This window comes from Streptomyces sp. RB17 (genome assembly GCF_009604455.1).
Lineage (GTDB): Bacteria > Actinomycetota > Actinomycetes > Streptomycetales > Streptomycetaceae > Streptomyces.
On record NZ_WEGL01000002.1, the window covers coordinates 227,159 to 251,892 of the forward strand.

25 protein-coding genes, 1 tRNA gene and 1 pseudogene are annotated in these 24,734 nt (G+C 70.9%); 12 read left to right on the plus strand and 15 right to left on the minus strand.

Features of this window, described 5'->3' with window-relative positions; all coding sequences use genetic code 11:
* The first annotated feature begins 29 nt into the window (after positions 1-29).
* Both SRB17_RS08010 and SRB17_RS08015 read left to right on the plus strand, forming a co-directional pair.
* Positions 30-1,556, plus strand: a complete 1,527-nt coding sequence (locus SRB17_RS08010) for a long-chain-fatty-acid--CoA ligase (RefSeq protein WP_153536258.1) — start codon at positions 30-32, stop codon at positions 1,554-1,556.
* Between the two features lie 94 nt (positions 1,557-1,650).
* Positions 1,651-2,424 carry a sulfite exporter TauE/SafE family protein gene (locus SRB17_RS08015; RefSeq protein ID WP_153536260.1) on the plus strand — a complete coding sequence of 258 codons (774 nt, stop codon included), beginning with the start codon at positions 1,651-1,653 and terminating at the stop codon, positions 2,422-2,424.
* Here SRB17_RS08015 and SRB17_RS08020 read toward each other — a convergent pair.
* The gene (locus SRB17_RS08020) at positions 2,413-3,192 is read right to left on the minus strand and encodes an HAD-IIA family hydrolase (RefSeq protein WP_323375406.1); all 780 of its coding nucleotides are present in this window, start codon (positions 3,190-3,192) and stop codon (positions 2,413-2,415) included. The genes SRB17_RS08015 and SRB17_RS08020 overlap by 12 nt on opposite strands.
* A gap of 70 nt (positions 3,193-3,262) precedes the next feature.
* Here SRB17_RS08020 and SRB17_RS08025 point away from each other — a divergent pair, with 70 nt between their 5' ends.
* On the plus strand, positions 3,263-4,009 hold the full coding sequence (locus SRB17_RS08025) for a cobalt-precorrin-6A reductase (RefSeq protein WP_153536265.1): 747 nt from the start codon (positions 3,263-3,265) through the stop codon (positions 4,007-4,009).
* Here the strand turns inward: SRB17_RS08025 and SRB17_RS08030 are convergent.
* The 3 genes from SRB17_RS08030 to SRB17_RS08040 form a co-directional block, all read right to left on the minus strand.
* The gene (locus SRB17_RS08030) at positions 3,996-4,490 is read right to left on the minus strand and encodes a hypothetical protein (protein ID WP_153536267.1); all 495 of its coding nucleotides are present in this window, start codon (positions 4,488-4,490) and stop codon (positions 3,996-3,998) included. The two genes, SRB17_RS08025 and SRB17_RS08030, sit on opposite strands and share 14 nt — an antisense overlap.
* A gap of 50 nt (positions 4,491-4,540) precedes the next feature.
* Positions 4,541-5,314 (minus strand): precorrin-6A synthase (deacetylating), encoded by a 774-nt coding sequence (cobF, locus tag SRB17_RS08035; RefSeq protein WP_323375172.1) that lies wholly within the window; start codon positions 5,312-5,314, stop codon positions 4,541-4,543.
* 67 nt (positions 5,315-5,381) lie between these two features.
* On the minus strand, positions 5,382-5,885 hold the full coding sequence (locus tag SRB17_RS08040) for a DUF309 domain-containing protein (protein WP_153536271.1): 504 nt from the start codon (positions 5,883-5,885) through the stop codon (positions 5,382-5,384).
* Between the two features lie 104 nt (positions 5,886-5,989).
* Here SRB17_RS08040 and SRB17_RS08045 point away from each other — a divergent pair.
* A tRNA-Pro gene (locus tag SRB17_RS08045) sits at positions 5,990-6,066 on the plus strand.
* Here the strand turns inward: SRB17_RS08045 and SRB17_RS47970 are convergent.
* The 3 genes and pseudogenes from SRB17_RS47970 to SRB17_RS08055 form a co-directional block, all read right to left on the minus strand.
* Entirely contained in the window at positions 6,045-6,626 is a 582-nt protein-coding gene (locus SRB17_RS47970) for an MASE1 domain-containing protein (RefSeq protein ID WP_323375173.1), read from the minus strand. The two genes, SRB17_RS08045 and SRB17_RS47970, sit on opposite strands and share 22 nt — an antisense overlap.
* Positions 6,627-6,723: 97 nt before the next feature.
* Positions 6,724-6,978: pseudogene (locus SRB17_RS47975) on the minus strand (MASE1 domain-containing protein); the annotation flags it as partial.
* 154 nt (positions 6,979-7,132) lie between these two features.
* Positions 7,133-8,350, minus strand: a complete 1,218-nt coding sequence (locus SRB17_RS08055) for a PP2C family protein-serine/threonine phosphatase (protein ID WP_153536273.1) — start codon at positions 8,348-8,350, stop codon at positions 7,133-7,135.
* A 252-nt stretch (positions 8,351-8,602) separates the two neighbouring features.
* On the opposite strand from SRB17_RS08055, the gene SRB17_RS48420 reads away from it, so the two are divergent.
* Positions 8,603-9,022 carry a hypothetical protein gene (locus tag SRB17_RS48420; protein ID WP_416237032.1) on the plus strand — a complete coding sequence of 140 codons (420 nt, stop codon included), beginning with the start codon at positions 8,603-8,605 and terminating at the stop codon, positions 9,020-9,022.
* A gap of 11 nt (positions 9,023-9,033) precedes the next feature.
* Here the strand turns inward: SRB17_RS48420 and SRB17_RS08065 are convergent, their stop codons facing one another.
* The 5 genes from SRB17_RS08065 to SRB17_RS08085 all read right to left on the minus strand — a co-directional run bounded on the left by SRB17_RS08065 (position 9,034) and on the right by SRB17_RS08085 (position 15,394).
* Positions 9,034-11,046, minus strand: coding sequence for a beta-galactosidase (locus SRB17_RS08065; protein ID WP_323375174.1), 2,013 nt, complete (start codon positions 11,044-11,046; stop codon positions 9,034-9,036).
* Positions 11,047-11,081: 35 nt separating this feature from the next.
* On the minus strand, positions 11,082-11,975 hold the full coding sequence (locus tag SRB17_RS08070) for a carbohydrate ABC transporter permease (RefSeq protein WP_153536277.1): 894 nt from the start codon (positions 11,973-11,975) through the stop codon (positions 11,082-11,084).
* Entirely contained in the window at positions 11,972-12,952 is a 981-nt protein-coding gene (locus SRB17_RS08075; protein ID WP_153536279.1) for a carbohydrate ABC transporter permease, read from the minus strand. Before SRB17_RS08075 ends, SRB17_RS08070 begins: the two co-directional genes overlap by 4 nt.
* Before the next feature lie 8 nt (positions 12,953-12,960).
* Positions 12,961-14,274 carry an ABC transporter substrate-binding protein gene (locus SRB17_RS08080; protein ID WP_153536281.1) on the minus strand — a complete coding sequence of 438 codons (1,314 nt, stop codon included), beginning with the start codon at positions 14,272-14,274 and terminating at the stop codon, positions 12,961-12,963.
* Positions 14,275-14,602: 328 nt separating this feature from the next.
* Positions 14,603-15,394: a GntR family transcriptional regulator gene (locus SRB17_RS08085; protein WP_153536282.1), complete on the minus strand. Its 792-nt coding sequence runs from the start codon at positions 15,392-15,394 to the stop codon at positions 14,603-14,605.
* Between the two features lie 178 nt (positions 15,395-15,572).
* Here SRB17_RS08085 and SRB17_RS08090 point away from each other — a divergent pair, with 178 nt between their 5' ends.
* The 5 genes from SRB17_RS08090 (at position 15,573) to SRB17_RS08110 (ending at position 19,826) form a co-directional block, all read left to right on the plus strand.
* Positions 15,573-16,592: a sugar ABC transporter substrate-binding protein gene (locus tag SRB17_RS08090; protein WP_153536284.1), complete on the plus strand. Its 1,020-nt coding sequence runs from the start codon at positions 15,573-15,575 to the stop codon at positions 16,590-16,592.
* Complete coding sequence (locus tag SRB17_RS08095; RefSeq protein WP_153536287.1) at positions 16,592-17,662, plus strand: ABC transporter permease; 1,071 nt, start codon at positions 16,592-16,594, stop codon at positions 17,660-17,662. The genes SRB17_RS08090 and SRB17_RS08095 overlap by 1 nt, the downstream gene beginning before the upstream one ends.
* 4 nt (positions 17,663-17,666) lie before the next feature.
* Positions 17,667-18,572 carry an ATP-binding cassette domain-containing protein gene (locus tag SRB17_RS08100; RefSeq protein ID WP_153536289.1) on the plus strand — a complete coding sequence of 302 codons (906 nt, stop codon included), beginning with the start codon at positions 17,667-17,669 and terminating at the stop codon, positions 18,570-18,572.
* A gap of 2 nt (positions 18,573-18,574) precedes the next feature.
* Positions 18,575-19,483, plus strand: a complete 909-nt coding sequence (locus SRB17_RS08105; RefSeq protein ID WP_153536291.1) for a sugar phosphate isomerase/epimerase family protein — start codon at positions 18,575-18,577, stop codon at positions 19,481-19,483.
* Positions 19,484-19,631: 148 nt separating this feature from the next.
* Complete coding sequence (locus SRB17_RS08110) at positions 19,632-19,826, plus strand: hypothetical protein (RefSeq protein WP_153536293.1); 195 nt, start codon at positions 19,632-19,634, stop codon at positions 19,824-19,826.
* A 48-nt stretch (positions 19,827-19,874) separates the two neighbouring features.
* Here SRB17_RS08110 and SRB17_RS08115 read toward each other — a convergent pair whose 3' ends face one another.
* The 3 genes from SRB17_RS08115 to SRB17_RS08125 all read right to left on the minus strand — a co-directional run bounded on the left by SRB17_RS08115 (position 19,875) and on the right by SRB17_RS08125 (position 22,934).
* Positions 19,875-20,879: a Gfo/Idh/MocA family oxidoreductase gene (locus tag SRB17_RS08115; RefSeq protein ID WP_153536295.1), complete on the minus strand. Its 1,005-nt coding sequence runs from the start codon at positions 20,877-20,879 to the stop codon at positions 19,875-19,877.
* 69 nt (positions 20,880-20,948) lie between these two features.
* Positions 20,949-21,737, minus strand: a complete 789-nt coding sequence (locus tag SRB17_RS08120; RefSeq protein WP_153536297.1) for an SDR family oxidoreductase — start codon at positions 21,735-21,737, stop codon at positions 20,949-20,951.
* Between the two features lie 30 nt (positions 21,738-21,767).
* Positions 21,768-22,934 (minus strand): phytanoyl-CoA dioxygenase family protein, encoded by a 1,167-nt coding sequence (locus tag SRB17_RS08125; protein WP_153536299.1) that lies wholly within the window; start codon positions 22,932-22,934, stop codon positions 21,768-21,770.
* 123 nt (positions 22,935-23,057) lie between these two features.
* Between SRB17_RS08125 and SRB17_RS08130 the strand changes: the two genes are divergently transcribed.
* On the plus strand, positions 23,058-24,089 hold the full coding sequence (locus tag SRB17_RS08130) for a LacI family DNA-binding transcriptional regulator (protein ID WP_153536301.1): 1,032 nt from the start codon (positions 23,058-23,060) through the stop codon (positions 24,087-24,089).
* 13 nt (positions 24,090-24,102) lie between these two features.
* The gene (locus tag SRB17_RS08135; RefSeq protein WP_153536303.1) at positions 24,103-24,726 is read left to right on the plus strand and encodes a poly-gamma-glutamate hydrolase family protein; all 624 of its coding nucleotides are present in this window, start codon (positions 24,103-24,105) and stop codon (positions 24,724-24,726) included.
* The last annotated feature ends 8 nt before the right edge of the window (positions 24,727-24,734 follow it).

Sequence of the window (24,734 nt, forward strand, 5' to 3'; positions counted from 1 at the left end):
GCCGCAGCAAGGAAACGGAGCAGCACTCCATGGCAACCCTGTCCGTCGCCGCCATCCTCGCCGAGAACGCCAGGCGCCGCCCTGACAAGACCGCGCTGGTCGAAGGGGACCTGCGGCTCACGTTCGCGCAGGTGTGGCGCCAGGCGCTCGCCCGGGCGGGTGCCCTCACTGGGCTCGGCGTACGGCCGGGGGACCGGGTCGCCCTGATGGCGCCGAACACCGCCGAGTTCCCGGTCGCCTACTACGCGATCGCCGCGGCGGGCGGGGTCGTCGTCCCCGTGCATCTGCTGCTGTCGGCCGGCGAGGTGGAGCACGTACTTCGGGACAGCGGGGCGACGCTGCTGCTCGTCCATCCGGCCCAGGCGGAGACCGGCCGAGCCGCCGCCGAGGCCACCGGCGTCCATGTGGTCGTCCTGGGGGAGGAGTTCGACAGACTCGCCGCCGACGCCGAGCCCTTGCCGTCGTACGTCACCCGCACCGCCGACGACCCGGCGGTGATCTTCTACACGAGCGGCACGACCGGCGTGCCGAAGGGTGCCGTGCTGAGCCACTTCAACCTCGTGATGAACGCGACCGTCAACGCCTTCGACGCCAACGACATCCGCGCCGACGACATCGCCCTCGGCGCGCTGCCGCTGTTCCACGCCTTCGGCCAGACGGTGTCGCTCAACTCCACCTGGCGGGCGGGCGCCACGCTCGTGCTGCTGCCCCGCTTCGACGCCGCCCGGGCCATCGAGCTGATGGTCAAGGAGGGCGTGAACTCCTTCCACGGCGTGCCGACCATGTTCGTCGCCCTCGCGGCGGCCGCCCCGGACGCCGGCGCGCTGCCCGCCCTGCGGGTGTGCGTCTCCGGCGGGGCCTCGCTCCCGGTCGCCGTACTGGAGCGGTTCGAGGACGCGTTCGGGGCGAGGATCTACGAGGGGTACGGGCTGTCGGAGACCTCGCCGACGGCCACCGTCAACCAGCCCGTGTTCGGCACCCGCGCGGGCACCATCGGGCATCCGCTGTGGGGCATCGACGTGGAGATCGCCCGCGCCGAGGTGGAGGGCCGCATCGAGCTGCTGCCGCCCGGCGAACTCGGCGAGGTCGTCATCCGCGGCCACAACGTCTTCTCCGGCTACCTCGGCCGGCCCGAGGCCACCGCCGAGGCCGTGATCGACGGCTGGTTCCGCACCGGCGACCTCGGCACCAAGGACGACGAGGGATTCCTGAGGATCGTCGACCGCAAGAAGGACGTCATCATCCGCGGCGGCTACAACGTGTACCCGAGGGAGGTCGAGGAGGTGCTGATGCGCCACCCCGGCATCGCCCAGGTCGCGGTCATCGGCCTGCCCGACGAACTGCACGGCGAGGAAGTCTGCGCCGTCGTCGTACCGGCACCGGGCGCCGCGCCCGACGCCGCCGCGATCACCGACTGGTCGAAGGAGCACCTCGGCCGGCACAAGTACCCCCGGCGCGTGGAGTTCACGGACGCCATGCCGCTCGGTCCCAGCATGAAGGTGCTCAAGCGGGAGTTGCGGGCGCGGTACGCGGAAGGGTCACAGCGGGCGGGGTGAACCGGTCATAGCGGGCTGAAGGGTCACGGCAGGGGTCACCTGGCGAGACGGTCCTTACGCCGGAGGCTTGTCCGTACATAGCATCGGTCCCCGCATGAACACGATGACGCTCTGGCACATATCCGGCTGGGGGTTCGCGGCGCTCGCCTTCGCGGCCCTGCTCGTCGGCTTCTCCAAAACCGCGGTGAGCGGGGCCAACACGGTCAGCCTCGCGATCTTCGCGGCGGTCCTGCCCGCCCGCGCCTCCACCGGGGTCCTGCTGCCCGTCCTGATCGCCGGTGACGTGCTCGCCGTGCTCACCTACCGGCGGCACGCCCACTGGCCCACCCTGTGGCGGCTGTTCCCGGCCGTCGCGGCCGGGGTGGTGGTCGGCACCCTCTTCCTGATGTGGGCCGACGACGGGATCGTACGGACCTCGATCGGCGCGATCCTGCTGCTGATGGCGGGGGTGACGGTGTGGCGGCGGCGCACGGCGGACGCCGGGGAGGCCCCGGAGCAGGTCACCTCGCGCACCGGCCGTGCCAAGGCCCGCTCGTACGGCGTGCTCGGCGGGTTCACCACGATGGTCGCCAACGCGGGCGGCCCGGTGATGTCGATGTACCTGCTGTCGGCCGGCTTCCGGAAGCTGGGCTTCCTCGGCACCTCGGCCTTCTTCTTCCTCATCGTGAACGTGTCCAAGGTGCCGTTCAGCGCGGGGCTCGGTCTGATCGACGGGCGCTCGCTGCTTCTCGACGCGGCGCTCGCGCTGTTCGTCGTGCCCGGTGCGTTGTTCGGCAAGTGGGCTGTGAACAGGATCAACCAGCGACTCTTCGAACAACTCGTGATCGCGGCGACGATCGTGGGCGGAGCGCAACTGCTACTGCGCTAGCCCCAGCAGGGCCGGGAGGTCCGCGAAGGAGTCCAGGACGTGGTCGGGGGTGCCGCTCGCCCGCTCCAGGGTCTCCGGCAGGAACTTGCCCGTGCGGACCAACGCCCCGGTGATGCCGAGCCGCTGGGCCGCGAGGACGTCGTACTCGACATCGTCCCCGATCATCAACGCCTGCTCCGCGCCCACCCCGAGACGCCCGAGGGCCGCCTCGAAGAACGCCCGCGAGGGCTTGCCGGTGACCTCCGCCTCGACCCCGGCGGCCGCCTCCAGGCCCGCCAGGAACGCCCCCGCGTCCAGCTGGAGTCCCTCGTCCGTCCGCCAGTACAGGTTCCGGTGCAGGGCGACCAGCCGCGCGCCCCGCTGAAGCCGGGCGAAGGCACGGTTGAGCGCCTCGTAACCGAACTCCGGCCCGGCGCCGCCGAGCAGGACGACGTCCGGTACCGCGTCGTCGGAGTCGCCGACGAGGGTGATCCCCTCCAGGTCCTCCCCGATGTCCCCGCTGTTCAACAGCGCGACGCGGGCTCCGGCCAGGTGGGCGCAGGTGGCCGCTGGGGCAGTCAGGACGTCCTCGGCACCCACCGGGAATCCCACGTCCGCGAGCGATCCCGCGATGGACGCCCGGGACCGGGACGTCGTGTTGGTCACCAGGACCACCCCCAGTCCCGCGTCCCTCACCGCCCGCAGCGCCTCCACCGCGCCCGGCAGCGGCTTCCAGGAGACGGTGAGGACACCGTCGATGTCGATCAGCACGGCATGTACGGATGCCACGGTTCGCATGGCTCCGACCGTAGCGACCCGGACGCCGGACCGTCCCGTACGACCTCGTACGCTCACCCCTATGCCCGCGCACGTCCTGATCCTCGGCGGCACCACGGAGGCCCGCCGCCTCGCCGCCGGCCTCGCCGCCCGGCCCGGCGTCCGGGTGACGACGTCCCTGGCCGGGCGGGTCACGCGGCCGGGAGCGGTGGCGGGCGAGGTACGGATCGGCGGCTTCGGCGGTGCGCAGGGCCTCGCCGACTGGCTGCGCACGCACCACGTCGACGCCCTGGTCGACGCCACCCACCCCTTCGCCGAGGCGATCACGGCCAACGCGGCCCGCGCGGCGGCGGCCACGGAGATTCCCTGGGTCGTCCTGCGCCGCCCCGGCTGGCGGCCTGGCCCCGGCGACCGCTGGTACGACGTCCCGTCCCTGGCCGGTGCCGCCGAGGCGCTGCCCGGCCTCGGCCGCCGGGTCTTCCTCAGCACCGGGCGCCTGGGACTCGCCGCCTTCGCCCACCTGACGGAACTGCACTTCGTCGTACGATCGGTCGACCCGCCCGAGCCGCCCCTGCCGCCGGACACCGAACTGGTGCTCGCGCGCGGCCCGTTCACCGTCGCCGACGAGACGGAGCTGCTGCGCACCCATCGCGTCGAGGTGCTGGTGACCAAGGACAGCGGCGGCGAGGCCACGGCCGCGAAGCTGACGGCGGCGCGGGAACTCGCCCTGCCCGTCGTCGTCGTACGGCGTCCTCCGCTCCCGCGGGGCGTGGCGGTGGTGTCCGACGTGGCGGGCGTACGGGAGTGGCTCGGTCTCAGCCCTCTGTGAGGACCGACTCCCTCAGCCGGTCGACCGTACGCAGCACCTCGTCCCGGTTCTTGGCGGACTTGATCCAGGCCGGCAGGCGGGCGACCAGGGTCATCTTCTGCCCGGTGTCGTACCAGGGGGCGCGCTCGCGCAGACCGGCTGCCGCACAGCGGCGGATCAGGTCGAGGTGCCGCAGGTCGTAGGCCCACAGCCGGCCGTGCCGGGTCTCCCGCTGGAGCCACAGTCGGGCGCGGAGGTACGGATCCTCGGCCGGTCCCCGCTGCCGCGCCCCCAGGCCGATGCCCCGGCCCGCCCATGTCCGGGCCAGACCGCAGGACCGGCAGACCAGCCGCCGGGGCGCGAACAGCGGCCGTACGTCGGGGTGCGGCTGCCGCAGGACGCGGGCGATGCGGTCGCAGCGCGGGCAGTGGACCAGGATCGAGTCGAGGAAGTCGTACTCCGTACAGCGTGGATCGCCAAAACGGACGGGAGTGCCGGACATGGCCCGAGTATGACCGGCGCCCGGTCTCCGGCTCACCGGGTTTTCCGCCGCTACTGATCGCCAGGGTTTCTGCGCAGCAGATAAGTGTCCATGATCCAGCCCTTGCGCTCGCGTGCCTCGGCCCGCACCCGCTCGATGCGCGGGCCGGCCTCGGCGATCGGGCCGGAGACCAGGAGCTCGTCCGGGGTGCCGATGTACGCGCCCCAGTAGATGTCGATGTCCTCCTCGGCGTACTTCCGGAAGGACTGGTGCGCGTCCAGCATCACGACCACGTCGTCCACCCCCTCGGGGAACCCCTCGGCAAGCCGCCGCCCGGTGGTGATCTGCACCGGCCGGGCCACCCGGTTCAGGCCGGTGCGGTGCCGGGCGACCAGGGCGGAGACGCTGCTGATGCCGGGTATGACGTCGTACTCGAACGCGACCGTGCCGCGCTCCAGCACCTCCTGGAGGATCCCGAGCGTGCTGTCGTACAACGCCGGATCGCCCCACACCAGGAAGGCGCCGGTGCCGTCCTCGCCCAGCTCCTCGGCGATCAGCCGTTCGTAGATCCCGGCGCGGGCGCTGCGCCAGTCCTCCACCGCCGGCGAGTACGCCGGTCCGCCCGCCTTCCGGTCCCGCTCCGGGTCACGGACCGCCACCACCCGGTACGAGCCCTCGGGCAGATGCGCGTCCAGCATGTCCCGGCGGAGCTGGGTGAGATCGCTCTTCACCTCGCCCTTGTCGAGCAGGAAGAACACGTCCGTGCCCCGCAGCGCCTTGACCGCCTGCAGGGTCAGCTGGTCGGGGTCGCCCGCGCCGATACCGATGACATGAATCTTTCGCACGCCCCGAGTCTGCCGCATGCCACTGACAGTGCGTGCACCGCGTCCACACGCACGGCGACAGCAGCCCTCAGGAACGGAGCCGGGGCGCCTCGTCCCCCGCGTCCACGGGCTCCCCGCTCTCCACCCGCCCCGCCAGCTCCCGCGCCCACCGGCCGATCCCGGCGAGGTCGATCCCGTACGGCCGGTCCTCGCCCTGTCCGGCCTCCCAATCGGCGAGCGCTCCCGCGCCCCGCCGCAGCAGCCGGGCCCCGCCGACGGCGTTCCCGCGCGCCGCGTGCGTGAGGCCCACCGCCAGCTGGGCGAGCCCCCGCCACAGCGTGCGCTCCTCCTCGGGCCCCGACTTCCAGGCGTCCTCGAACACCTCGTGCGCATGGAACGGCTTCCCGGCGTCCAGCAGGGCCTGAGCCTCGGCGACCGTCTGCTGCGGCTGCCGTGCGACACCCTCCGGCTGCCGGGGGACGCCCTCCGTGCCGTAGGGCAGCGGCCGGCCGAGTCCGTCCCGGGGCCGCGCGTTGCGTGCCCGCCCCTCCGGGTCGCGGTCCCTGGCATCCGATGCGCCCGCGTTCGTCATACAGCCGATTGTCCCCGGCTCACCCGGGCCCTCTTCGGCCCACCCCCGAAGGTGGGGTAAAGTGCTGTTCGCGCGATCACGCGGGTCACCGCGAGTGAGCGCAACGGGACGTGGCGCAGCTTGGTAGCGCACTTGACTGGGGGTCAAGGGGTCGCAGGTTCAAATCCTGTCGTCCCGACCAGCATTGTTGCCGGTCGCAGGCCGTCTCCTCAGGGATGAGGAGACGGCCTTTCGCGTCTGCTGGTCTCCGGCCTTCTTCCCGGCCTCCGCGTCGGGGAGCGTCGGGAGGCGGTCCACGACGGCGATCTTGGTCGCCATCGCGGCGAGCTGCCCGCAGGCCCGCGCGATCTCCTGCTGGGTCTGGTTCCGCTCGCTGACGACCGTCGCCAGCATCAGCGCGGTCAGCGCGGCGGATCCGTTGAAGGCCTGCAGGGTGATCATCGCGGTGAGCAGGTCCTGACCGGCGAACGGGCCCGATCTCTCGGTACCGGCGATGATCGCGCAGATCGACACGGCCGGCGCGCAGGGAGCGGCCCCGGCCAGCTGGAAGCGGAAGGCCGCCCAGATCAGCAGCGGGAACCCGAGGAACAGCAAGGGCGTGTGACCGGTCACGAGGAATCCGTAACCGGCCGTGGCCGGCAGAAGCAGCAGGGCCTCCGCCCACCGGGACGCCGGCGCGCCCCTCGGCCGGCGTGCCGAGCGGAGGACGAGCAGGACCGGTGTGACCACCAGGACGCCCATCGCGTCGCCGGTCCAGTTCCGTGCGGAAGCCCGTACCGCGCAGCAGCAGGCAGGAGCAGACGGGGGCGAGGGTGTTCCCCACGGCGATGGCGAGTACGGCCGGGAGGGACGGCCCCAGCGAGATGTTGACCAGGAACGCGCCGAGGGCGATGCCCGGCCAGAGCCGCGGGCCGCGCAGGAGCAGGGCCGCCACCGCGATACCGCTCGGCGGCCACAACGGGGTGACCTGGCCGCGCACCAGCTGCTGGAGCAGTCCCAGCCTGGCCGATCCGTAGTACAGCGCGGCGACGGTACAGATCTCCAGGGCGGCCGCACCACTGCGCCGCAGTCCTTGATGCCGCGCCACAGCCATCGGGCGACCTCCGCTTCGGCATCGCCCCGAACCTGTCAACCAGACGGCGTCCGAAACCGTCGTCCGAACCCATCACCCGCCCGATCTCCTGGATCCTCCACGGCCGGCCGGCCGGCCGGGCGCGGGAGCGGCAACGAGAGTGGTGACCCGCTGATCAGGCGGGCGGGGTGCGCAGGGCGAGGATGGCCATGTCGTCGTGACCATCGCTGGGGTGCTGATCGGCCAGGGCCCGAACGAAGTCCGGCAGGGGGAGGTCCGCATGGACCGCGGCGGGGCCGGCGAGTGCGCTCAGGCTCTCGTCGAGGGGGTGGTCCTTGTGCTCGATCAGCCCGTCGGTGAAGAAGACGACGGTGGCCTCCGGGGGCAGGAGGCGGGTGTGGTCCGGGCGGGGCTGCTCGGTGTCCACACCGAGCGGCAGTCCGGGCTCGCCGAGCAGATGGACCACGTGGTGCTCGCGGGTGACCAGCAGCGGCGGGACGTGGCCCGCGGTGCTCCAGCGCAGCCGCCAGCCCGCTCTCTCCGGTTCGATGCGGGCCAGGGTGGTGGTCGTGACGCGTTGGTTCGTGACCGTCTCCAGGGCCCGGTCCAGCCGGTCGAGGACCACGCCGGGCGGACAGCTCTGGTCGAACACGAGCGCGCGCAGCATGTTGCGGGTGGTGGCCATGGCGGCCGCGGCCTGCAGAGCATGGCCGGCCACGTCGCCGATGACGACCGCCACGACGTCGTCGGGCAGGGGTATGGCGTCGTACCAGTCCCCGCCGAGCTGACTGGGCTCGGCGGCGGGCCGGTAGATGGCGACGGCGGTGAACGGCCGCAGGTCCGGCGGTGTGGGCAGCAGCAGCCGCTGGAACTGCTCGGCTCCGACGCGAATCCGTGCGAACAGGCGGACGTTGTCGATCGCGATGCCGGCGGCGCCGGCCAGGGCGACGACGACGGTCTCGTCGTGCGCGTCGAAGGGCTGTCCGTCGTCCCGCTCGGAGAGGTAGAGATCGCCGTAGATCTCGCCGCGCACGGTGATGGCCACGCCGAGCAGGGTGTGCAGGCGCGGGTGGCCGGCCGGGAATCCGACGGAGGAGGGATGGCCCGGGATGTCGTCGATCCGCAGGGGGTCGGGGTAGCGGATCAGATGGCCGAGGACGCCCTGACCACGAGGCAGTCCCGCCTCGGCCAGAGCCTCGCGTTCCTGCGCGGACAGACCGTCCGCGACGAACTGCTCCAGGCGTTCTCCGGACTCGTCGAGCACGCCCAGGGCGCCGTAGCGGGCGCCGACCAGATCCATGGCGGTCGTCACGATCCGGTGCAGCACCGCGGGCAGCTCCACCTCCCGGCTGATGGCCACCACCGCGTCCAGCGGGCCCTGCAGCCGGTCCATGGAGGACAGCAGCGCGCACGCTGGTCGTCGATCCGGCCGAGCTCGGAGCGCGGACGCATGTGCAGGTCGGGGAGGTACTGCCGGCTCAGCGGTCTCCCCTGCCTCTGCCCCGCCATCACCGCCGCCCACAGCTCCGCGTCGAACGCTGCATCCCGGCCTCCTTCCACGACCCCGATCACCTCGGGGTCGACGGCCATGCTGCGTCGTCTCTGATGGTGGACCACGTCACCGATGTGTCATATATCCGGACAGGTGCACCGGATCGGAACACTGTCCCGGCCGGTGGAAGTGATCACGCCCGGGGACCGGATCGCAGGGTGCCCAGGGGACCAGAGGACCAGGGCGATCACCGCGCCGGCGCGGAAGCAGCAGCCGCCCCGGCTGCCCCGGCCGGTCGACGACGGAGGCACGCTGCTGATGGCCTGCTCGGTGCACCGGGCCACGGTCGGCTATCCGGCGAAGGCCCTGCACCGCGGCCCCGACGTCTTCGCCGAGGCCGCCGCACTCGACCGCGAACGCGTCCGGCGCCGGGGCCAACTGCACGCGGTCCAGGCCGCGCTCCACGGCCGCCGCCACGGACTCCGCAGGGCCCGCCAGGGGGCGCGGCTCGACCGGCTCATCGCCCGCGCCGACCACCTGGCGGAACCGCTCACGCAAGCGCGGTCCCGGTGAAGGTCACCGCGTCACCGCGGTTCCCGCACGACCGCCACCTCGCCCGGTGCGACCGTGACCGTGCCCGCCGTCTCCTTGCCGGTCAGAAGCTCCGACGAGCCCGGTGCCACGGGGAGTTCGGCGCCCCGGCCGGCGTGGTCGATGACGAACAGGTAGTCCGCCTCGGGGCCGCGCCGGCGGACCACCTCCACGCCGGGCGGGGCTGTACGCACCGGCTCCACGCCCGCCTCGCCCCGGACGCGGTCCAGCAGCGCGGCCAGGGTGGCAGGGTCCGGCAGCGTGGCCAGGTACCAGGCGGTGCCCGTGCCGTGCGGGCGGCGGGTCACCGCGGGGACGCCGGACAGGGGGCCGTCCGCGTACGATGCCACCGCCTCGGCGCCCTCCAGGCGCAGCCGCTCCGACCACAGCGTGCCCGTCGCGCCGTCCGGCACGGCACCGGAGAGAACAACCTGCTCCCCGGGCAGCAACGGGAACGGTTCGTCCGAGCGGACGCCGAGCACCTCGCGGAACGCACCCGGGTAACCGCCGAGCCGTACATGGCAGTTCTCGTCCACGGCCCCGCTGTGGAAGCCCACGGCGAGGGTGCCGCCGCGCTCGGCGAACGCCGACAGGTTCGCCGCCCCGGCGTCGTCGACCAGGTACAGGTTCGGGGCCAGGACCAGGCGGTAGGCGGAGAGGTCGGCCTGCGGCCGGACGAATTCCACGGGCACGCCCGACCGCCACAGCGGCTCGTACCAGGCCCGGACCAGGTCCGCGTAGCGCAGCTCGCCGCTGGGCTGCGAGGGCAGCTCCAGGGCCCAGCGGGCGTCCCAGTCCCACACGATCGCCACCTCGGCCGGACTCGTGCTGCCCCGGACCTCCGCCAGCGCCCGCAGATCCGCGCCCAGTCGCACCACGTCCTGCCAGATCCGGCTGTCGGTGCCCGCGTGCGGCACCATCGCCGAGTGCCACTGCTCCGCACCCGCCTTCGACTGCCGCCACTGGAAGTACGCGATGCCGTCCGCGCCGCGCGCCACGTGCGCGAGCGCGTTGCGGCGCAACTCGCCCGGCCGCTTCGCCCGGTTGACGGGCTGCCAGTTCACCGCGCCGGTGGAGTGTTCCATCAGCAGCCACGGACCGCCCGCGAGGGAACGGGTCAGGTCGCCGCTGAGCGCGATGTCGATCTCCGACGCCGGGTCGGTGGACATCAGGTAGTGGTCATTGGAGACGATGTCCAGCTCCGGTGCCCAGCGCCAGTAGTCCAGCGCGTCGAAGTTGAACATCACCATGAAGTTGGTGGTCGCCGGGATCGAGGGGGCGGCGGTCCGCAGCACGTCCCGTTCCGCCGTGCACAGTGACAACAGCTCCTCGGAGCAGAACCGGCGCCAGTCCAGCTGGTGGGTGGGATTGGATACGGCGCCGGTGGCGCGCGGCGGCAGGATCTCCTCCCAGTCGGAGTACCACTGGCTCCAGAACCGCGTGCCCCAGGCGTGGTTGAGGGCCGCCAGGTCGTCGCCGTACCGGGCCCTCAGCCAGCGGCGGAAGGCGGCCGCGCTGGTGTCGCAGTAACAGGCCGCGTTGTGGCAGCCGTACTCGTTGTGCACGTGCCACATGCGCACGGCCGGGTGGTCCGCGTACCGCTCGGCGAGCGCGCCCGCGATGCGCAGCGCGGCCTCGCGGTAGGCGGGGGAGGAGGGACAGAAGGTCTGCCGGCTGCCGTAGGAGAGGGTGCGGCCGTCGCGGTCGACCGGCAGCGCCTCCGGGTGCGCGCGGAAGAACCACGCCGGAGGCGCCGCCGTGGGCGTGGCCAGGTCGGCGGCGATGCCGTTCTCGTGCAGCAGGCCGAGGACCTTGTCCAGGTGCGAGAAGTCGTACTCGCCCTCGGACGGCTCCAGCAGCGCCCAGGAGAAGATGCCGAGGCTGACCAGGTTCACCCCGGCCTCGCGCATCAGGCGCATGTCCTCGGCCCACACCTCCTCGGGCCACTGCTCGGGGTTGTAGTCGCCGCCGTAGGCGAGGCCGGGGACGGACAGGGTGCGCTTCACTGCGTTCTCTTCGTTCTCTTTCACGTGCGGGCGTCTCAGCCCTTGTTGGAGCCCAGGGTCAGCCCGCTGACGAACTGACGCTGGAGCGCGAAGTAGACGACCAGGGTCGGGATCGCGGTCAGCAGGGAGCCCGCGGCGACCAGGTTGGGGTCGGTGAAGTACTGGCCGGAGAGGTTGTTCAGGGCCGAGGTGATCGGCATGTTCTGGCCGGTCGAGATCAGCACCAGCGCCCAGAAGAAGTCGTTGTAGATCCAGATCGACAGCAGGGTCGCCAGGGCCGCCATCGCCGGCTTGCACAACGGCAGGGTGATCTGCCAGTACAGCCGCCACACCGAGGCGCCGTCGACCAGCGCGGCCTCCGTCAGCTCGTGCGGCAGCGAGCGCATGTAGTTGCTCAGCACGAACGCGCAGAACCCGGACTGGAAGGCCACATGGATGAGGACCAGGCCGAGCGCGGAGTCGTACAGCTTGCCGCTCTGCGTGATGCCCGGCAGGTTCGTCAGCAGGTACAGCCGGTACAGCGGGGTGATGATGACCTGCTGCGGCAGCAGGTTGCCGGCAGTGAACACCAGCAGCAGGGACAGATTGAGCCGGAAGTCGAACCGGGCGACGTAGAACGCCACGCAGGACGACAGGAACAGCGTCAGCAGCACGGCCGGGATCGCGATGACCAGGGTGTTGCCGAAGTAGTGCAGCATGTCCGACTGCTTGAAGGCGTTCGTGAAGTTCTCGAACGTCAGCTTGCTCGGCCAGGAGACGTATCCCTTGGCGCTGGTCTCGCTGTACGGCCGCATGGCCGAGAAGATCGCCCACAGCAGCGGCGCCAGCCAGGCCAGCGCCGTGCCGGCGAGGAAGACGTGCAACAGGACACGGGCCGGTCGGACCGGGGCGCGCCGCTTCGGCGGCGCCGCGACGGTGGTGCTGGTCATGCGCGCCGCTCCTTCCGGAAGGTGGCGATGAGATACGGGATGATCACCGCGAGGGAGATCACCAGCAGGACGACGGCGATGGCGGAGCCGTACCCGATGCGGCTGGACTCGCCGATGATGTTGTTGGTGACCAGGATCGACAGCAACTCGGTGCCCTGGGCACCCTTGTTGAAGACGAAGACCAGGTCGAAGGCGCGCAGCGCCTCGATGATGGTGACCACCAGCACGACCGTGTTGGTCGGGCGCAGGGTCGGGAAGATGACGCTCTTGAACGTCTGCCACTCGTTGGCGCCGTCCAGCGCGGAGGCCTCCCTGAGCGACGGGTCGACGCTCTTCAGACCGGCCAGGTACAGGATCATCATGTAGCCGGTGTGCCGCCAGGACGCGGCGATGAGGACCGCCCACAGGTTGAGGTGCGGATCGCCGATCCAGTCGATGTAGTGACCCGGCTTGTTGGCCCCGATGATGCTGTTGATCAGGCCGGTGTCCGGGTTGTAGACCAGCTGCCAGACGAACCCGATGCAGGCCATCGAGATGACGACCGGCAGGAAGAACGCGGTCTGGTAGACCCGGCTGAACCGGATCCGCTTGTCCAGCTGCACGGCCAGGAACAGGCCGAACGGCGTCGGGATCAGGATCAGTACGACGAACCAGATGATGTTGTGCTGGACGGCGGGCCAGAACTGCGGGTTGTCGTTGAAGAGTTGCCTGAAGTTGTCCAGGCCCACCCACTTGATCGAGTCGAACCCAATGCCGTCCCAGGTGGTGAAGGCGAGGAAGATCGAGGCGATGGCGGTGACCCACACCAGGAGCACGTGCAGGATCGTCGGCACGCCCGCCATCAGGGCGAGCGTGATGCGGTCACGGCGGGTCAGCAGGCGCCGGTGGCCGTGTGTGGCCCGCGTGCGCGCGGGCGAGGCGCCCGGAGGCGGCACGGCGGCCGCCTCCGGGGTCTGCGTGGTCGTATCGGTCGTCATCGGGTCGCTCACTCGGACGCGAAGATCGTCTTCTTCTGGCGCTCGATGGACGACAACAGGCTGTCCACGCCCTTGGGGTTCTGGAGGAACTTCTGCAGGCCCGGCTGCATCACCGTGGAGGTGAAGTCGGGACGGGAGTCGCGGTCCATGAACTGGGTGAGCGTCTTGGCGTTGCCGATCATGTCGAACGCCTTCTTCTGCAGCGCCGAGTACGACGACGTGCTGGCCTTGCTGGAGGCGGCCACCACGCTCGGGTCGCCCTTGAGGTAGAGCTCTTCGGCCGCCGGGGTGCCGAGGTACTCCATCAGCTTCAGTACGCCGTCGTGGTTCTTCGGGGACTTGCTCACCATGAAGCCGTCGGTCGGCGCCTCGACCGTGTCCTGGCCGTACGCGGAGTTGATCTCCGGGAAGGGGAAGAAGTCGAGGTCGTCCAGGTCGGCCTTGTTGGTGAACTGCTGGGCCACGAAGGAGCCGAGGAGGTACATGCCGGCCTGCTTCGCCACCAGCGTCTGCGCGGCGTCCTGCCAGGTACGGCCCATGAAGCCGTCCTGGTGGTAGGGGAGGAGCTCGGCCCAGTGGTCGAAGACGGCCTTCACCTTGGGGTCGGTCCAGGCCGCCTTGCCCGCCATCAGCTGGACGTGGAAGTCGTAGCCGTTGAGGCGGAAGTTGATCTGGTCGAAGGTGCCCATCGCCGGCCAGGCGTCCTTGTCGCCGAAGGCGATCGGGACCAGGCCGTCCTTCTTCATCTGCTTGCACAGGGCGACGAGTTCGTCCCAGGTGGTGGGGACCTTGTAGCCGTGCTGCGTGAAGACGCTCTTGCGGTAGAAGATCGCCCAGGGGTACGTCGTCAGCGGCACGAAGTAGTACTTGCCGTCCTGGCCCTTGCTGAGCTTCTTCATCGCGTCCGGGAAGTTGTCCCCGATCTTCGCCCACACGTCGTCGATCGGCGAGGCCAGGCCCTTGGCCGCGAAGAACTGCATGCGGTACCCGGCGAACCAGTTGAACACGTCGTCCGGCGTGCCCTGCAGATACGAGTTGATCTGCTCCTGGAAGGTGTTGTGGTCCTTGGTGTTCACATCGACCGTGATGCCGGACTGCTTCTTGAAGTCGGCGTACACGGCCGCGAAGGCCTTCTTCGGCACGGCGTCCGAGGCGTTGGAGCCGAGGGTGACGGTCTTCGGGTCCGAGGCGGAACCGCTGCCTCCGCAGGCGGACAGCAGGGGTATGCCGGCACCGGCGAGCAGGGCGGCACTGCCCGCACCACGCAGGACGGAGCGACGGCTGGGACCCGGGACGGAGAGACCGGAGGGGGAGAGGCGCATGGCGGCTCCTGAGGAATACAGGGCTCGGTCAAGGGGATGAGTTGATCAACGAAAGGTCTTCGAAACCGATCAGAAACCAACTCGACCGAACATCGTGGGCGTAATAACAGCCCCATGTCCGCTCATGAGTCAATAGGTCGGCCCTCTCTGTGCTGTCTCTTGCCCGAAACGTAATCGTCATCGTTCACCTGCGTGTTCGGCCGGGTGAAGTACCGAGAGCCCCCACGGCGCGGGCGGCCGCGGGCACTGTGTGAACACGGGTGGTTCCGCTTCCGGTGCTGACCAGCGGTTCGGGGTCGGACCGGCGGTTCAGGTGCGGACCGGCGGTTCAGGTGCGGACCAGCAACTGGAAGTCGAAGGCATACCTCGATGCCCGGTACACATGGCTGCCGTACTCCACCGGCCGGCCCGTGACGTCGTACGCGGTGCGCCGCATGGTGAGCAGGGCCGCGCCCTCCTTCTCGTCCAGCAGTGCGCCCTCCTCGGCCGTCGCGCTGCGCGCGCCGATGGACTGGCGGGCGCTGTGCAGGACGATCCCGGCCGCCCGCATCATGTGGTACAGACCCGTCGACTCCAGCTGATCGGTGGGGAGTTCGAGCAGCGTGGCCGGCAGGTAGTTGCACAGGAACGCCACCGGCCGGCCGTGGGTGCAGCGCAGCCGCTCCAGCACGGTGACCTCGGCGCCCTCCGCGAGGGCGAGGGCGGCGGCCACCTCCGCGCTCGCCGGGACCCGTTCGTTGCGCAGCACCCGGGTGGTCGGACCCTGGCCGGCCGACTCCAGGTCGTCGTAGAGGCTGCTGAGCTCCAGTGGCCGTCTGACCTTGCTGTGCACGACCTGCGTGCCCACCCCGCGGCGGCGCACCAGCAGGCCCTTGTCGACCAGGGACTGGATCGCCTGGCGCACCGTGGGCCGGGACAGACCGAGGCGTACGGAGAGGTCGACCTCGTTGCCCAGGAGGTTGCCCGGGGCCAGCGTGCCGTGTTCGATGGCCGCCTCCAGTTGCTGGGCGAGCTGGTAGTACAGGGGCACCGGGCTCGTGCGGTCCAGGGTGAAGCTGAGGGAGTCGACCGCGCGATCACCCGGTGCCGTTCGCTGCGGGGTGCGGTGTACTGGGCTCATGCCTCTCAGGTGTAGGTCCCGGAGGGCGAGGGTGTCAATGGTTTGTACTTACATTCGGACCACCGCGTGAAATGATGTCTTAACAAAGTATTGACAGCAGGCGCCCCAGGGACTTGGATCGCGTCCCAACGCAACAGCGTCCCTTCCCCCGTCGCACGCACAGTGAGGTGCAGGAAAGATGGACCGCTCTTCTCCCTCCCGCTCCCGGAGGCTGGCCCCGGTGGTGGCGGTCGCCGCCGCGGCGGCCCTGACCCTCGCCGGCTGCGCCAGCAGCCACGGCGGCAAGAAGGCCGAGGAGGCGGCGCAGAACGCCTCGGCGGGCAAGGCCAACACCCCGCGCATGACCGTCGCCCTGGTCACGCACCAGGCGCCCGGCGACACCTTCTGGGACACCGTCCGCAAGGGCGCCGAGGCCGCCGCCGCCAAGGACAACGTCAAACTCGTGTACTCCGCCGACCCGAACGCCGGCAACCAGGCGAACCTGGTGCAGAACGCGATCGACCAGAAGGTCGACGGCATCGCGGTCACCCTGGCCAAGCCGGACGCGATGAAGAGCGTCATCGGCAAGGCGGAGCAGTCAGGCATACCGGTGGTGGGCCTGAACTCGGGCCTGAGCGACTGGAAGAAGCTCGGCCTGCTGGAGTTCTTCGGGCAGGACGAGAGCGTGGCGGGCGAGGCGTTCGGCGACAAGCTGAACACCACCGGCGCCAAGAAGATCGTCTGTGTGATCCAGGAGCAGGGCAACGTGGGCCTGACCCAGCGCTGCGACGGGGTGAAGAAGACGTTCAAGGGCACGACTGAGACGCTGTATGTGAACGGCACCGACATGCCGTCGGTGAAGTCGACCATCACGGCCAAGCTGAAGCAGGACAACTCCATCGACACCGTCGTCACCCTCGGCGCCCCCTTCGCGCTCACGGCGGTGCAGTCGGTGTCCGACGCGGGCAGCAAGGCCAAGGTGGCCACCTTCGACCTGAACAAGGACCTGGTGAAGGCCGTCCAGAGCGGCTCGATCGAGTTCGCCGTCGACCAGCAGCCCTATCTGCAGGGCTACCTTGCGGTCGACGCCCTGTGGCTCTACAAGTACAACGGCAACTACAGCGGCGGCGGAGTCCAGCCGGTGCTGACCGGCCCGGCCTTCGTCGACAAGTCCAATGTCGACAAGGTCGCCGAGTTCGCCGCGAAGGGCACCCGGTGATGAGCATGGCCCAGCAGGCTGGACCGTCGGTGACCACCCCGCCGGGCCCGAAGGAGGGCGACGGCCGCACCGCGCGCCGCCCGCTGGCACTGCGGCTGCTGGCCCGGCCCGAGGTGGGTGTCTTCCTCGGCGCCGCCGCCGTACTGGTCTTCTTCCTGGTCGTCGCGCCCTCGGTCCGCCAGGGCAGCTCGATGGCGACGATCCTTTACCAGTCCTCGACCATCGGGATCATGGCGCTGCCGGTGGCGCTGCTGATGATCGGCGGTGAGTTCGACCTCTCCGCGGGCGTCGCGGTGATCACCTCCGCGCTGACCGCGAGCATGCTCAGCTACCAGCTGACCATGAACGTGTGGACCGGTGTGATCGTCGCCCTGGCCGTCTCGCTCGCGATCGGTTTCTTCAACGGCTGGATGGTGGTCAAAACCGGTCTGCCCAGCTTCCTGATCACGCTGGGCACGTTCCTGATCCTGCAGGGCGTGAACCTGGCCGTGACCAAGCTGGTCACCGGCAATGTGGCCACCGACGACATCAGCGACATGGACGGCTTCGACCAGGCCAGGAAGGTCTTCGCCTCGTCCTTCGACGTCGGCGGGGTGCAGGTGAAGATCACGGTGGTGTGGTGGCTGGTGTTCGCCGCGATCGCCACCTGGGTGCTGCTGCGCACCAGGTACGGCAACTGGATCTTCGCGGTCGGCGGCAACAAGGAGTCCGCCCGGGCCGTGGGTGTCCCGGTGACCTTCACCAAGATCTCGCTGTTCATGCTGGTCGGCTTCGGCGCCTGGTTCATCGGCATGCACCAGCTGTTCTCCTTCAACACCGTGCAGTCCGGTGAGGGCGTCGGGCAGGAGCTGATCTACATCGCGGCGGCGGTGATCGGCGGCTGTCTGCTCACCGGCGGCGCCGGCTCGGCGATCGGCCCGGTCTTCGGGGCGTTCATGTTCGGCATGGTCAACCAGGGCATCGTCTACGCCGGCTGGAACCCCGACTGGTTCAAGGCCTTCCTGGGCGTGATGCTGCTCGGCGCCGTCCTGATCAATCTGTGGGTCCAGCGCACGGCGACCCGGAGGTAGAGCGATGAGCGACAACCACACCCACACCACCCTTGTCCAGGACACACCGCCCGCCGGCGACGGCGTGCTGGTCGAGCTGCGAGGGGCCGGCAAGTCCTACGGCAACATCCGCGCCCTGCACGGCGTCGACCTCACGGTGCACGCCGGTCAGGTGACCTGTGTGCTGGGGGACAACGGCGCCGGCAAGTCCACCCTCATCAAGATCATTTCCGGGTTGCACCGGCACACCGAGGGCGAGTTCCTCGTCGACAGCGCCCCGGTGCGCTTCTCCAGCCCCCGCGAGGCACTGGACCGCGGCATCGCCACCGTCTACCAGGACCTGGCCACCGTGCCGCTGATGCCGGTGTGGCGCAACTTCTTCCTCGGCTCGGAGATGACCCGCGGCCCCTGGCCGCTGCGCCGGCTGGACATCGCCCGGATGAAGAAGACCGCGGATGAGGAACTGCGCAACATGGGCATCGTCCTGGACGACCTGGAACAGCCCATCGGCACCCTCTCCGGCGGCCAGCGCCAGTGCGTGGCCATCGCCCGCGCCGTCTACTTCGGCGCCCGCGTCCTGATCCTGGACGAGCCCACCGCCGCCCTGGGCGTCAAGCAGTCCGGGGTGGTGTTGAAGTACATCGCCGCCGCCCGCGACCGCGGCCTCGGCGTCATCTTCATCACCCACAACCCCCACCACGCCTACATGGTCGGCGACCACTTCAGCGTGCTGCGCCTGGGCACCCTGGAACTGTCCGCCTCCCGCGCCCAGGTCAGCCTGGAGGAACTGACCAACCACATGGCCGGCGGCGCCGAACTCGCCGCCCTCAAACACGAACTGGCCCAGGTACGCGGCGTCGACGTCGAGGAACTCCCCGAGGAGAGCGACCTCACCGCACCCGTCGCGCCCTCTGCGGAAGGAACCCCCTGACCATGGCCACCCCCACCCCGCTGGACCGCATCCGGGTCGGCTCGGCCCCCGACTCCTGGGGCGTCTGGTTCCCCGACGACCCGCGGCAGGTGCCCTGGGAACGCTTCCTGGACGAAGTGTCCGAGGCCGGCTACGAGTGGATCGAACTCGGCCCCTACGGCTATCTGCCCACCGACCCCGCGCGACTCGGGGACGAGGTGGCCCGGCGCAACCTGAAGGTCTCCGCGGGCACGGTCTTCACCGGCATGCACCGCGGCCCGTCCGTCTGGGCGGAGACCTGGGCGCACGTCAGCCAGGTCGCCGCACTCACCCAGGCGATGGGCGCGCGGCACCTGGTGGTCATCCCGTCCTTCTGGCGGGACGACAAGACCGCCGAGATCCTGGAGCCGCCGGAGCTGACCGCCGAGCAGTGGGCGCATCTGACCAAGGGCATGGAGCGGCTCGGCCACGAGGTCAAGGAGACGTACGGCCTGGACATCGTGGTCCACCCGCACGCCGACACCCACATCGACACCGAGGACCACGTCGAACGCTTCCTCGACTCGACCGACACCGAGCTGGTCAACCTGTGCCTGGACACCGGGCACTACGCCTACTGCGGCGGGGACAGCGTCAAGCTCATCGAGACCTACGGCGAGCGCATCGGCTATCTGCACCTCAAGCAGGTCGACCCGGACATCCTCGCCGAGGTGGTCGCGAAGGGGGTGCCGTTCGGGCCGGCGGTGCAGCGCGGAGTGATGTGCGAACCGCCGTCCGGCGTACCCGAGTTGGCGCCCGTCCTCGAGGCCGCGCAGCGACTCGGCGTGGAGCTGTTCGCGATCGTCGAGCAGGACATGTATCCGTGCGAGCCGGACAAGCCCCTGCCGATCGCGCTGCGGACGCGACGGTTCCTGCGGTCCTGCGGGGCCTGAGCACCTCTCCGAAGGACCGGGCCCCTTCCGCGGGCCCGGTTCCTTCGTGACCGCGACGGATTCGGCCGGAGAGCGGCCGGGAACCAACCGGGGGCACGCGGGCGTTGTGCACGATGACGGGGGACGCCCGCGCAGACGGGAGGACGAGATGACACACCGCACCGAACCCCGGAAGACGGCCCGGGACGCCACCGACCCGGCGCTGCTGCGCCGCGACCGCTTCGGCACGCTGCCCGAGCGGATACGCCCCGAGGACACGGTCGAGACCAAGCCGGCCACCCTGCCCGACCCGGCGCGCGACACGTACAACCCCGACGAGTGGCTGATCCGTTACTGCGGCTGAGACACGGGTGCGGCGCCGGGCACCTCCGCCCGGCGCCTCCCGTATGTCTCAGGGCACCCGCACCTCCGCGAGCGTCACCGGCCGGTGCTCGTGCAGCGACAGGGTGCAGGCCTCCGCGATCCAGCCCGCCTCCAGGGCGTCCTCGACGGTGCAGGGGGAGGGGCGGGTGCCGGCCACGACCTCGGTGAACGCGGTGAGTTCGGCGCGGTAGGCGTCGGTGAAGCGGTCCATGAAGAAGCCGTGCGGGGTGCCGGACGGGAAGGTCACCCCTGGTTCGACCGAGCGCAGCGGCAGCTTGTCGTCCAGGCCGACGGCGATGGAGTCGGCGAAGCCGTGCAGCTCCATGCGGACGTCGTAACCACGCGCGTTGTGGCGGGAGTTGGAGACCACCGCGAGGGTGCCGTCGTCCAGGGTGAGGATCGCGCCGGTGGTGTCCGCGTCGCCCGCCTCCTTGATGTAGTCGGCGCCGCGGTTTCCGCCGACCGCGTACACCTCGGTGACCTCGCGGCCGGTCACCCAGCGGATGATGTCGAAGTCGTGCACGGAACAGTCGCGGAAGATGCCACCGGAGGCGGCGATGTACGCGGCCGGCGGCGGCGCCGGGTCCAGGGTCGTGCAGCGGACCGTGTGCAGCTTGCCCAGCTCACCGGCCTGTACGGCGGCCCGCGCGGCGGTGAAGCCCGCGTCGAAGCGGCGGTTGTAGCCGATCTGGATCGGCACGTCGCTGTCGCGTACGGCCTTCAGCACCTCGACGCCCTCGCGCATCGTCTTCGCGACGGGCTTCTCGCAGAAGACCGGGACGCCGGCCTCGACGCCGGCCAGGATCAGGGCGGGGTGGGCGTCGGTCGCGGCCGCCACCACGATGCCGTCCACGCCGGCGGCCAGCAGCGCCTCCGGCGAGTCCACGACCTCGGCGCCGAACCGCTCGGCGGCGGCCTTGGCGGCGTCCGCGAACGGGTCGGCGACGACGAGCGACTCGACGGCGTCCAGTCCGGAGAGGGTCTCGGCGTGGAAGGCGCCGATGCGGCCGAGGCCGAGGATTCCGATGCGCATGAGGATGAGGCTCCTTGCAGTTCTTGCGGGGACGAGGTGGTTCCTGCCGGGACGAACGGAGAGGGAGGTTCAGTCGAGGCCGCCGAGGACGTTCTGGTCCCAGTCGATCACCGAGCCCGTGACCACCCCCGACCGGTCGGACAGCAGGAAGACCACGAAGTCGGCGATCTCGTCCGGTTGGCCCAGTTTCCCCATGGGCAGCTTCGCCGCGGCCTGCTCGCGCCAGTCGTCGCCGGCGTCGTGGAAGGCGCGCTGGGTGGCGTCCTCGCCCTCCGTCGCGGTCCAGCCGATGTTCAGGCCGTTGATCCGGATCCGGTCCCAGCGGTGGGCGTGCGCCGCGTTGCGGGTCAGGCCCGCGAGGCCCGCCTTGGCGGCGACGTACGGCGCCAGGAACGGCTGACCGCCGTGCGCCGACGAGGTGATGATGTTGACGATCGTGCCGGGCGCCTTGCGGGCCACCATGTCGGCGACCGCCGCCTGCATCGCGAAGAACGGCCCCTTGAGGTTGATCGCGATGTGCGCGTCGAACAGCTCCGGGGTGGTGTCCAGCAGTGTGCCCCGGGAGGTCAGCCCGGCGGAGTTCACCAGGCAGTCGATGCGGCCGTAGGCGTTCACCACCTCGGCGACCGCCGCCCTGGCCTGCTCGGCGTCCGCCAGATCGGCGCGCACGAACATCGCCTTGCCCCCGGCCGACGCCAGCTCCGCGACCAGCGCCTCACCCGGTTCGGTACGGCGCCCGGTGACCGCCACGACGGCGCCCTCCCGGACGGCGGCCCGCGCGATCGCCGCACCGACCCCCTGACTGCCGCCGTTGACCAGGACGATCTTCTCCCGGAGAAGTCCGTCGAGAAGTCCCATGACGTGCCCGCCCTTCCTCAGCTCTCTTCCTCAGCTCTCTCGCCGTTCCGCACCGGCCCGCAACTCCGCACGAAGCCGCTCCGGTGTCCACTTCTCGCGCACCGCCCGCCGCAGCACGTCCGCCTGCGCCGGCGGGGCCAGACCGTCGACCGGCGGGTCGCTGTCGAGGTTGGTCGGGAAGGGGTAGCCCTCGGCGCTCGCCGCGATCACGTTCTCCAGCCACGCCTCGCCGGCCCCCTCGGCCGCGCGCCCCAGCAGCACCGGGAACACCGCGTTCGCCACCGCCTCCCGGTCCACCGTCTCCATCGCGCGCCCGAAGGCGGAGGACACCTGGAGCAGATTGGCCGTGCGCCGCACGTCCGCCGTGCGGTTGGTGCCGGCGGCGTGGAAGAGCGCCGGGTTGAAGAAGGCCGCGTCGCCCTTGGCGAGCGGGAGCTGTACGTGGTGTGCCTCGAAGTACGCCTGGAACTCCGGGAGCCGCCAGGCCAGATAGCCCGGCTCGTACCGCTGCGAGTACGGCAGATACAGCGTCGGGCCCGACTCCACCGGCATGTCGCAGTGGGCGACCGCGCCCTGGAGGGTGAGCACCGGGGAGAGCCGGTGCACATGGGCCGGGTAGGCGGCCGCGGTCGCGTTGCTGAGGAAGCCGAGGTGGTAGTCCCGGTGCGCGGTCTGCCCGGCGCCGCCCGGGTTGACCACGTTGACCTGCGAGGTCACCTGGTAGCCGGGACCCAGCCAGGCCGAGCAGACCAGGGCCAGGACGTCGTTCGCGTAGTAGCCGGCGAACGCCTCCGGGTCGTACAGGGCCGTCTTCTCCAGCGCGTTCCACACCCGGTCGTTGGCACCGGGCTGGGCGAAGTGGTCGCCGGCGGTGGCGCCGGACGCCCGCTGTTCGGCGATCAGCGCCTCGAACACGGCCGTGACCCGGTCGACGACCGCCGGGTCCGGGTAGGCGCCCCGGACGACGACGATGCCGGGGCCGTCGGCGAACGCCCGCACCAGCTCCGCCCGCAGCGCGTCCCGGTCCCCGCCGGCACGCAGCCGTTCACCCTCGTACACCAGCACGTTCTCGGCCACCGAGGCGGCGTGCGGGTAGTCCATGAGGCGGGTCGTCCGGTCGATCAGGGCGCGGAAGGCGTCCAGGTCGCAGTCCTGCTCGGACAGCCAGGCACGGCCTGGCACGGAGGCGACGGACATCGGTGTCCTTCTTTCAGTCACGACTTCAGGCCACCGGAGCGGCACAGCCCTGTCATTCTTGTCATGACAAACCCCTCGAACAACCAGCAGCCAGCCATCAAAAACCCCTCAAGGAGCCGGCCCATGGGACACCCGTTCCCGATCCGGGAGATCGCACGTCAGGCGGGTCTGAGCGAGGCCACGGTGGACCGTGTGCTGAACGGCAGGGGAGGCGTGCGCGAGAGCACCGCGCAAGAAGTGCACCGGGCCATCGCCGACCTCGACCGGCAGCGCACCCAGGTGCGGCTGGTCGGCCGCACCTTCATGGTGGACATCGTGGTGCAGGCGCCGGAGCGGTTCTCCACCGCCGTACGCGCCGCCCTGGAGGCCGAACTGCCGTCCCTGCACCCGGCGGTGGTGCGCTCACGCTTCCACTTCCGCGAGACCGGCCCGGCCGCCGAGCAGGTCAGAACGCTGGACCGGATCGCCCGGCGCGGCTCCCAGGGCGTGATCCTCAAGGCGCCGGACGTCCCCGAGGTCACCGCCGCCGTGGGCCGGCTCACCGCGGCCGGCATCCCGGTCGTCACCCTGGTCACCGACCTGCCCGCCGGCGGCCGGATCGGCTACGTCGGCAGCGACAACCGGGCCGCCGGGGCCACCGCCGCCTATCTGATGGGCCAGTGGCTCGGCGACCGGCCCGGCCATGTCCTCACCAGCCTGAGCAGCGGCTACTTCCGCAACGAGGAGGAGCGCGAGATGGGGTTCCGGAGCGTGATGCGGGCCCGGCATCCCGAGCGCACCCTGGTGGAGATCGCCGAGGGACAGGGCCTGGACGCCACCCAGTACGACCTGGTCCGCGCGGCCCTGGAACGGGACCCTGAGATCCGGGCCGTGTATTCCATCGGCGGCGGCAACGACGCCACCCTGCGCGCCTTCGCCGACCTCGGCCGCGCCTGCGCGGTGTTCATCGCCCACGACCTCGACCACGACAACACGCGACTGCTGCGCGAGCACCGGCTGTCCGCCGTGCTCCACCACGACCTGCGCCAGGACATGCGGGAGGCCTGCCACCTCGTGATGCGGGCGCACGGCGCGCTGCCCCCGGCCGGCCCGGCGCTGCCGTCCGCGATCCAGGTCGTCACGCCGTACAACATGCCCGCGCAGCCGGCCGAGTGAAGGGGGCGATCCGGTGACCCGTACCGAACACGTGGAGATCGACGGCACACCGCTGGTCGCGGCCCTCGTACCGGGCAGCGGGATCGGGCTGCTGGCCCTGCACGGCAGCAACGAAGGGGGCACAGCCGAACTCGCGGACCTCGTGGCGCGCCGCTGCGGCGCCACCAGCCTCGTCTTCACCCAGCCGGGGGTACGGCGCCCCGTGCACATCCCGTCCGCGCGCATGGCGGCCGATCACTGCGCCCTCCTGCGGGAGTTCCTGGAGCACGTCTCCCTCACGGTCTCCGTGCACGGCCACATGCGCCCCGAGGCACCGCACACGATCTTCCTGGGCGGCGCCAACCGGCCCGCGGCCCACGTCCTCGCCTCGGCGCTCGCCGCCGGCGCCCCACAGTTCCCGGCCGTCACCGACCTGACGGCCATCCCGGCAGACCTGCGCGGCGTCCATCCCCGCAACCCCGTCAACCTGACCCGCCTGCGCGGCGTCCAGGTGGAACTGCCACTCTCGGCCCGCACGAGCGGGGGAGCGGACATACCGCCGCAGGCGGTGGCCGAGGCGCTGACCGCCGGGGTCAAGGAGCTGAGCAGCTTGGCGCCCCGAGCCGGCGCGCCCCAAAGGGGCGCGGGGCCCTTTTGACATGCGGC